At 50.9% G+C, this 7,845-nt stretch carries 5 protein-coding genes and 1 pseudogene; 1 reads left to right on the top strand and 5 read right to left on the bottom strand.

Annotation, left to right across the window (positions count from 1 at the left end; all coding sequences use genetic code 11):
* Positions 1-2,277, top strand: a pseudogene (locus IQ235_RS12950) (hypothetical protein); the annotation flags it as partial.
* A gap of 151 nt (positions 2,278-2,428) precedes the next feature.
* On the opposite strand, the gene IQ235_RS12945 reads toward IQ235_RS12950, so the two are convergent.
* From IQ235_RS12945 to IQ235_RS12925, 5 genes are all read right to left on the bottom strand, one after another.
* The gene (locus IQ235_RS12945) at positions 2,429-2,881 is read right to left on the bottom strand and encodes a cupin domain-containing protein (protein ID WP_264321872.1); all 453 of its coding nucleotides are present in this window, start codon (positions 2,879-2,881) and stop codon (positions 2,429-2,431) included.
* 23 nt (positions 2,882-2,904) lie between these two features.
* Positions 2,905-3,690 carry a cysteine hydrolase family protein gene (locus IQ235_RS12940; RefSeq protein ID WP_264321871.1) on the bottom strand — a complete coding sequence of 262 codons (786 nt, stop codon included), beginning with the start codon at positions 3,688-3,690 and terminating at the stop codon, positions 2,905-2,907.
* 270 nt (positions 3,691-3,960) lie between these two features.
* Positions 3,961-4,335, bottom strand: a complete 375-nt coding sequence (locus IQ235_RS12935) for a HetP family heterocyst commitment protein (RefSeq protein ID WP_264321870.1) — start codon at positions 4,333-4,335, stop codon at positions 3,961-3,963.
* 157 nt (positions 4,336-4,492) lie between these two features.
* A complete protein-coding gene (locus IQ235_RS12930; protein WP_264321869.1) occupies positions 4,493-6,187 on the bottom strand; it encodes a beta-barrel domain-containing protein in 1,695 nt (564 codons plus the stop codon).
* An 815-nt stretch (positions 6,188-7,002) separates the two neighbouring features.
* Positions 7,003-7,845: NADH-quinone oxidoreductase subunit D-related protein (locus tag IQ235_RS12925; protein ID WP_264321868.1), on the bottom strand; the 843-nt coding region annotated here is incomplete at its 5' end.

Here is a 7,845-nt window from a genome sequence, read left to right as displayed (position 1 = left end):
TTTCCGATCGCTGCGACCGCAACCTTGACGGGGTTCTCGCTCCGATTTGCAGGCGAGGGCAGATCTTCAAACGTTTACGTCTTCACTGAATTTTTTTCTCCATTTTCCATGCAGGTGCAACGGCAATCGAACGGGCAAATCATTACTCTCAACACGGAGTTGGGGGGGGGTGGTGAGGGGAAAATTTACGCGCTCGATCGAGATTCGACTCTGGTGGCGAAGGTGTATCACAAACCGACTTCAGCAGCCGAGTGCAAGCTGAAGGCGATGCTGCTTCATCCTCCTTACGATCCCGATGCGGCGGCAAATCGCGTCTCCATCGCTTGGCCGGTGGATTTACTGATCCGAGGGGGAAAAACGGTGGGGTTTTTGATGCCTCGCGTAGACGGGATGCGGGCGGTTCACGATTTCTACAATCCTAAAACTCGGCGCGATCGCTGTCCCTTTTTTAACTATCTCTACCTGCACCGCACGGCCCAAAATCTGGCCGTGGCCATCAGTCGCTTGCACGGCTGCGGTTATGTTGTCGGGGATGTGAACGAATCGAATATTTTGGTCAGCAAGAGGGCGCTGGTGACGCTCGTGGATACGGACTCGTTTCAAGTGCGCGATCGCCGCTCGAATGCGGTGTACCACTGTCCCGTGGGCAAACCGGAATTTACCCCCCCGGAGTTGCAAGGTAAAACCTTTCGCAACCTCAAGCGCACCCCCGAACAGGATCGCTTCGGTTTGGCGGTGCTGATTTTTCAACTGCTGATGGAAGGAACTCACCCCTTTGCCGGGGTGTATACCGGCCGCGGCGACCCCCCAGCGATCGAGGTGCGGATCGCGGCAGGGCATTTTCCCTGGGGCGATTGTCCTGCGGACACGCTTCGCGAACGTCGGGTGCCCTACCGTCCCACACCCGTCGCCCCGGCGTTTGAGGTGCTGCATCCGAAGTTGCGGCGTTTGTTTTTGCAATGTTTCGAGAACGGCCATCGCTATCCTGCCGCTCGCCCGGATGCCCTGGCATGGGTCGAAGCACTTGACGTTGCCCAACGGGAATTAGTGACCTGTTCGGTTAATCCCCAGCACCGTTACGGCAAGCATTTGAGTTGCTGTCCCTGGTGCGATCGAACTCGTCAGTTGGGAGGGCGCGATCCGTTTCCCACCCAGGAAAATCTGGCTCGATCTCGCCGGTTGCCGCCCCCTGCTCCCCGGCGCAAGGTCGTTCGTCCCGAGCCGGTTCGCTCTGCAGTCATCCCGAGTATTACCCCCATTCGTCCGGCAGTGGCATTCATACCGCAATTTCATAGCGTTCCGGGTACGAATGTCGGCGGGTTGTGGCAGCAAGTCGTTCAGTGCAAAAACGATCTGTTTGCTGGGTGCGTGGTGCTGCTGGCAACGGCGATCGGCGTGGTCTATTGGTCGGCGCAGTCGCCTCAAACGACAGCAGACGGAGCGGCGTATCTGCCTGGGGAGAATGGGGCGGCACAAAATGCCGTGGCGAATATCTCCTCGGACGGGATCTCAGCTTCGGGCGCGGATGACTCCCCGTTGGTTTCGATCGAGCGGCTGAAGGTACATGGCGATCGCGTAGAAGCCGTGGCACTGGCGACCGGCGGTCAAATCTGGGCGAGCAGCAGTGGGGATGGGACGGTGAAAATCGGTAGTGTCTCCCAAGGGAAAGTAACGCAATCGATTGAGGGAGATCGTCTTGGTGCGGTGGCGTTCGGAACCGACGATCGCACTCTTATTGGCGGAACCGTCGGCGCGGTGGACGTGTGGCAGCTTCCTGACGGGACTCTCGAGGATATCAAACCCGTCGGTCTCGATGAAATCCAAGTGGCAATGGTGCGATCGTCGGGTGAAATTTGGGTCGGTGGCTCTCTCAATGGGAAATTAGCGTTGTGGAATGCCTCGACCCAGCAAGTTGCCCAATTGTCTCCGAATACGGGCGATCGGGTGGCAGCTTGGAGTCGGGACGGCAAAACTTTGGCAACGGTGGGTCAGGGGATTCAGGTGTGGGATTTATCGACGGGCAAACTGCACCGCACTCTCGAAGCAGATGTTTCGGACACCATCGAAGCCGTGGCGTTGAGTCCCGATGGTACGATCGCTGCGAGTAGTCGGGTCGATGGCAATACGATTCAATTCTGGGCGGTTGAGACGGGCAATCTCCTCCACGAAGAACCCGCCCGCAATATCGGTGCGATCGCCTGGAGTCCGGATGGGAAGAGCCTAATCGCTGGAGAAAAGGACGGCTCGATCGAGATTTGGCAAGTTCGGTTCGACTAGGCTTGCTCGATCGTGTCGCTAGCAGTCCGCCACACTTAATTTTGACGGGTCATTTCGGAGGAGCATCCCGCTCTCGGTTGTCCCGACCGGACGGAGTAGTCACAGGGGCGCTACCCCTTACCCCGACCGATCGCGATCGATGCGTGGAGTCCTAGCAAGCAATGAGGGTATCCGATCGCCCCAGCACCCGCCGATCTTCGTCATCGAGTTCGACGGGAATGCCGCTGCGGATTAATTCGATAAAGTCTTCGTTGGGAACCATCATACACAACAGGTACAATCGCTCTTTTCCCATATTCCAAATTTCGTGGGTTCCCGTCGGCGGAATTAGCAAGCTATCCCCGGCTTTAATGCGTACCACTTTACCATCGCAGTGGGCGACGCCTTCTCCTTTGAGGACGAAAAACATTTCCACCGCAAGTTGATGGCGATTGGGAGGCGTTTTCCCACCCACATCAAAAATTTCGACGCAAACGGCAAGGGACATATTGGCCGACTGGGGATCGAAGACGATCGCCAATCGGTTTGTATCCTGGGGACTAATCCGAAACGCTTGGTAGTCCTGACTAGATTTTGCAATCGCGATCGTACAACATTCCATCATTCGTATTTTTCTCCCCGAAATCTTTACGATTGAGTCTTTGCTCGATCGAATGCTGACAAAAAGCACCCAGAATCGGTAACAAACCCAAAGCACTGATTAATGTTATACACCGTTGCCAACCAACAATAGTCAGGAGACGTTGTTGCCGAACAATCTTTAACAAAAATACAATCGTAGCCTAAAAAATTAGCATCTTGGAGGGTCGCCATGACACATTGATCGGCATTAACTCCGGCAAATAACAAGGTCGTTTTTCCCAGGTTCCGCAAAATACTATCGAGGGGGGTGTCCCAAAAGCCACTCATGCGATATTTATCGACCCGAATATCCTCTGGGGCAATTTCGAGTTCGTCTACGACAGCGGCAGCCCAACTGCTTGCCGTCAAAACAGGAGCGCCATTTTTGGGTAATGGGTCGGCTAAACCCACCCCCGTTCCAGTTGGATTGTAAACGTGACGCAATCCGGCACTAATATTGAGTAAATCCGGCCGATTTCCCCAGTTGAGCCAAATAATGGGAACTCCCACATTTCGCATTTGAGGTAACAGTTTGTTAAGGGGATCGATCGGGTGGCGAGCTGGTGTAACATCCACACCAATATGTGACAACCAGCCATCTCGATGACAGAAGTCATTTTGCATATCGATGACGAGAATGGCGGTCTTCGCTAAGTCGAGCTTGAGGGTTTTGGTCTCGGTTTCGAGAACGATCGATCTCGGGGGAAGGATGGGGCGAGTCAGATCGGCCGTGCGATCGTCTACCATCCAGGCATTGGGAGGAGTGCCCAATATTTTGAGGGAGCGATTCATAAGCGATTCGACGAACGTCGGGCTGAATTTGAGGAGCGTTTGAGAAAGGAATAAGTGGATCGTTTGTTGGCTTTAATCTAAGTTAAAAGATAACAGTAAATTGAAATTTCAATTATAAAAAAATATAAAAAAATTCTCGAACTCTATACAAGTGGGAGAGTTCGAGAATTCGATTGGAAAAAATTTGTTTTTCTATCTACATCCAAAAATCAACGATCTAAAATCCAGAGATTGAAAGCTTTCATACAATTTTAGGCTTTCAAAAAATGGTCAAAATTTGGTTTGAAATTCTGATATATAGTAGCCGCAACCTTTAACGACAGTGCTTTGGCGCTCGAGCTTTGTAATATGAGCGAGTTCCTTAATTTTTAAAGAGGTTTTCTGGGATTGCTTGTTCGTCGGCTCCTCGCATCGAGTATCCATCCGATGTCCGCTGGGTTTGCAGCCTTGGCGATTTTCTTTCATCAAGCGATTGAAAGTTCGATAAGGCATATAATGCAAGGGGTTGTACCCACCAAAGCGGAGAATTAGAAGACAAGCCCAAGAATATTTACCAGCTAGAATGGCTTCAACAACTTGGTCGTATTGCTCGCGAGTCATGATTTTCGAGAGTCGCTCGCTGTCAAATGAACTTTGATAAGTCATGATTCTGCACACCTAAACTTTTGGTTAGTCCTACTGTTTGTCGCTTGTTGATTGCCTGGGTTCTTTAAAAAATATTAATCAGAAGCTAGACTTCTTTGCGGCTACTACTTGTTAGAAAACTTTTACCGCGATTTTTGAGAACTCGCGCTCGAAGAAACTAAAAATTAACCCCACCTTCTTTTAACTGACGGAGGGGATCGAGCAAGACATCGACTATTCGGCGTCGCCGAATAACGATTTCTGCATCCGCAGTTTGTCCCGATTTAAAATTAATTTTTGCGCCTTCTTCGGTCACGTAATTTCGCGCTAATTCAATTTCAACTTCGAAAACTTCCCCCATTTCCGGCAGAGATTCGGAATCCGGAGCGATCGAGGCAACCGTTCCTTCTACTAAACCGTATTCCTGAAAGGGATAAGCATCGAACTTGATTTGCGCGGGCATTCCCACTTCGATAAATCCCGCTTCCCGATCGGGCAGTTTGGCCGATAGCACCAAAGGCGCTTCCTCTGGGGCAATTTCGGCGATCGTCTGTCCCGGTTGCACCACTTCACCGCTGTGGTTGAGATGGAGTGCCAGAATGACTCCATCCACCGGAGCGTAAAGGAAGCGTCGCTCCAACTTCGCTTCGGCACTAGAAAGTAAATTACTCGTTTGTGCCATTTGGGCTTCGATCCCAGCGATCTGGATTTCGAGTTGGTGAACCTGCTGCTGAATTTCGAGCTGAGTTCGTTCCCCTTCTGCTTTCTTCTGAGCCAGTTCGGCATACAGTCGATCGGCTTCGGCTGCTGCTTGTTCGAGCCGGCCATGGTTTTCGCTGATGCGAGATTGACGATCTCGCAGGTTTTGTTCGATATCGAACACTCGTTCGGAGGCGACGGTTTCATCGTTCAATTCGGTTCTCAACAACGCATTTTGGCTGTTGAGAAGATCTTGTTCCGCTTGAAACAATAAATCCCGAGAGATGGCTCCCCGCTCGACGAGGGGTTGAAGTCGATTCAGGCGCTCTTGGTTTTTCGAAACTTGCTCTTGGAGTTGCTCGCGCAGTTGTCCCGCTCGTACCGGTAGGGGATCGATACGATTTTTTTGGGTTTCCATCGCGCCGAGTTCGGTTTGCAAACCCTCAATGGTTTGCTGCGTAATAGCCGCATTTGTCTCGGCTTGGGCGATGGATGCTTCTTGCGCTTGAAGGTTGGCGCTCGATATTGCAGCTCGAGTTTGAGCCTCCAAACGCAATCGATCGATGGAACCTTGGGTTTGCATCAGCTCGATTTCATAGGCACTCAGCTGCTGCGAGAGCCGTTCTACCTCAGCGATCGCAAGCTGGGTATCGAGTTCGGCGATCGGTTGACCGGCTTTGACGGTATCCCCTTCTTTGACCGCTAGATAAGCAACTTTTCCCATCTCTACGGGGTGAATTTTGTGAACGTTGCCTTGGTATACTAGCTCCCCTCGCGCTTTACCGACTTCGTTAATTTCGCCGTACCAAGCCCATGTGGTAAAGACCGCACAAAATGCTAAACCGCCCAACATGACTTGGCGCGGAAATGCAGCTGTGGGTTGTTCGAGCAAGTTTTGTACCGAACCCGACCAATGGGGTGCCCGATCGCTCGAAGCGGCTTTTTCGGGAGTAGATGCCTCAGACTTGTTGGAGGTTGAGCCGGGAAACTGAGGAAGGATGCCCGCAGCAGTTGGAAGACCTCCATAAATAGCCGTGGCTCGATCTCCAATGTCGATCGTTCCATCTCGCTCGAGGGATTCTTCCGATGAATTTAACTCCCGCAAAAGGGGGCGTTTGGATAATTTCTCCTCATTTTTGGGTTTGGAGCCAAGGGAGCGAAATTTGGGTTTCATAATCGGAGTATTCCTGTCGGCATCTCTGGCAAGACTTGTCCGAAGTCATCGATCGAATAGAGTTGAACAGCGGTTTTGGTTCTGAAATACGATCGGGCGATCGCGCTGTAATTTCCTTCCGTAGTATTACGGATATCTGCAGTGCAGCCTTGCCTAGTGCTAGGCTAAGTGAATTTTCTGAAAGCCTCTGCCATTTTGGCAATTTTGCAACTTGTCTTTGCAGAATCTTTAAAAATGTCTCGATCTAACGATCGTTCTCAGTTACTTTATTAAAGTTTTGGTAAAGATCGAAAATCAATATTTACATTTGTCAACATGCATGAAGGCAGTACACAAGAATTTATATCTTGTCAAGAAGAGTGACACTCTCTTTTTCCGATGGGAGAAGCATCTCAATTACGTACGAGAGAAAGATCTCGATAACGAACGCTCGTTCGGGATGGGTCGGTTGCGATAGATCGAGATACGAGTTTGTCGAACGAGCGTTGGAGAGACCCCATAGGAACCACGGTTGACAAGCTAAGCAATTTTTCAGGTTTCAAGCCAGCAGACTCGAGTCCGACTAAACCCATGAGCCATGACGATTTGACTCTTTTTCTCAGGGGATGTGGGGGAGCCTCCCTCCAAGAACCGGTTTTCGATGAACGATTGGAGTGTTGACAACACCTATCCCACCTTAACTTGTCACCGATGATAGGAACTAATGCGATCGAATCGCGAAAAAAAGCTGAGTGACTGGAGATACTTGCCACCAGAACTCAGCTCTAAAAAATATATATTGTAAGGCGAGATTTCACGCCAAACCTCGATCGAAATTATCGATCGACCGAACCCATAATTACATCGATACTGCCGAGAATGGCGACCAAATCGGCGACCTTAGCTCCTTTCAAAATATGGGGGACAACTTGCAAGTTATTGAAGTCCGCCGCGCGAATTTTCCAACGCCAAGGAAAGATATTATTATTGCCAATCAGATAAATTCCCAGCTCACCTTTGCCCGACTCCACGCGAACGTAATGTTCTCCTTCGGGAATCTTAAATGTGGGGGGAATTCGCTTACCCAAAAACTGGTATTCAAAATCATTCCACTTCGACTTGGGACCTTCGGCAATTCGCTTGGCTTCCAAATTTTCGTACGGGCCTCCGGGCAATCCGTCAAGGGCTTGGCGGAGAATTTTCACCGATTCGCGCATCTCGCGAACCCGAACCACGTAGCGCGCCATGCAGTCTCCTTCCGTTGCATACTGCACGTCCCAGTCCAAGTCATCGTAGCATTCGTAGCGATCGACCTGGCGCAGATCCCACTTCACCCCCGAGGCTCGCAGCGTCGGTCCAGAGAGTCCCCAATTAATCGCTTCTTGGCGACTTATCGTGCCGATTCCTTCTACCCGACGGCGAAAAATGGGGTTATTGGTAATCAGCTTTTCGTACTCATCCACTTTGGGATAGAAGTAGTCGCAAAAATCGCGACACTTATCGACCCAGCCGTAGGTCAAATCTGCTGCCACGCCGCCGATACGGAAATAATTATTATTAATCAACCGTTGACCCGTCGCTGCTTCCCACAGATCGTAAATCATTTCCCGCTCTCGGAAAATGTAGAAAAAGGGAGTTTGTGCCCCCACGTCCGCCAAAAACGGTCCGAGCCACAGCAA

The organism is Zarconia navalis LEGE 11467, from assembly GCF_015207075.1.
GTDB lineage: Bacteria > Cyanobacteriota > Cyanobacteriia > Cyanobacteriales > Geitlerinemataceae > Zarconia > Zarconia navalis.
This window is presented reverse-complemented; position numbering and strand designations above follow the sequence as displayed.

What these genes read in the sequence shown, in the direction of transcription:
- IQ235_RS12940 (WP_264321871.1), bottom strand. Translation starts at nt 3,690, where the DNA reads ATGAATCGCTCCCTCAAAATATTGGGCACTCCTCCCAATGCCTGGATG.
- IQ235_RS12945 (WP_264321872.1), bottom strand. Translation starts at nt 2,881, where the DNA reads ATGATGGAATGTTGTACGATCGCGATTGCAAAATCTAGTCAGGACTAC.
- IQ235_RS12935 (WP_264321870.1), bottom strand. Translation starts at nt 4,335, where the DNA reads ATGACTTATCAAAGTTCATTTGACAGCGAGCGACTCTCGAAAATCATG.
- IQ235_RS12930 (WP_264321869.1), bottom strand. Translation starts at nt 6,187, where the DNA reads ATGAAACCCAAATTTCGCTCCCTTGGCTCCAAACCCAAAAATGAGGAG.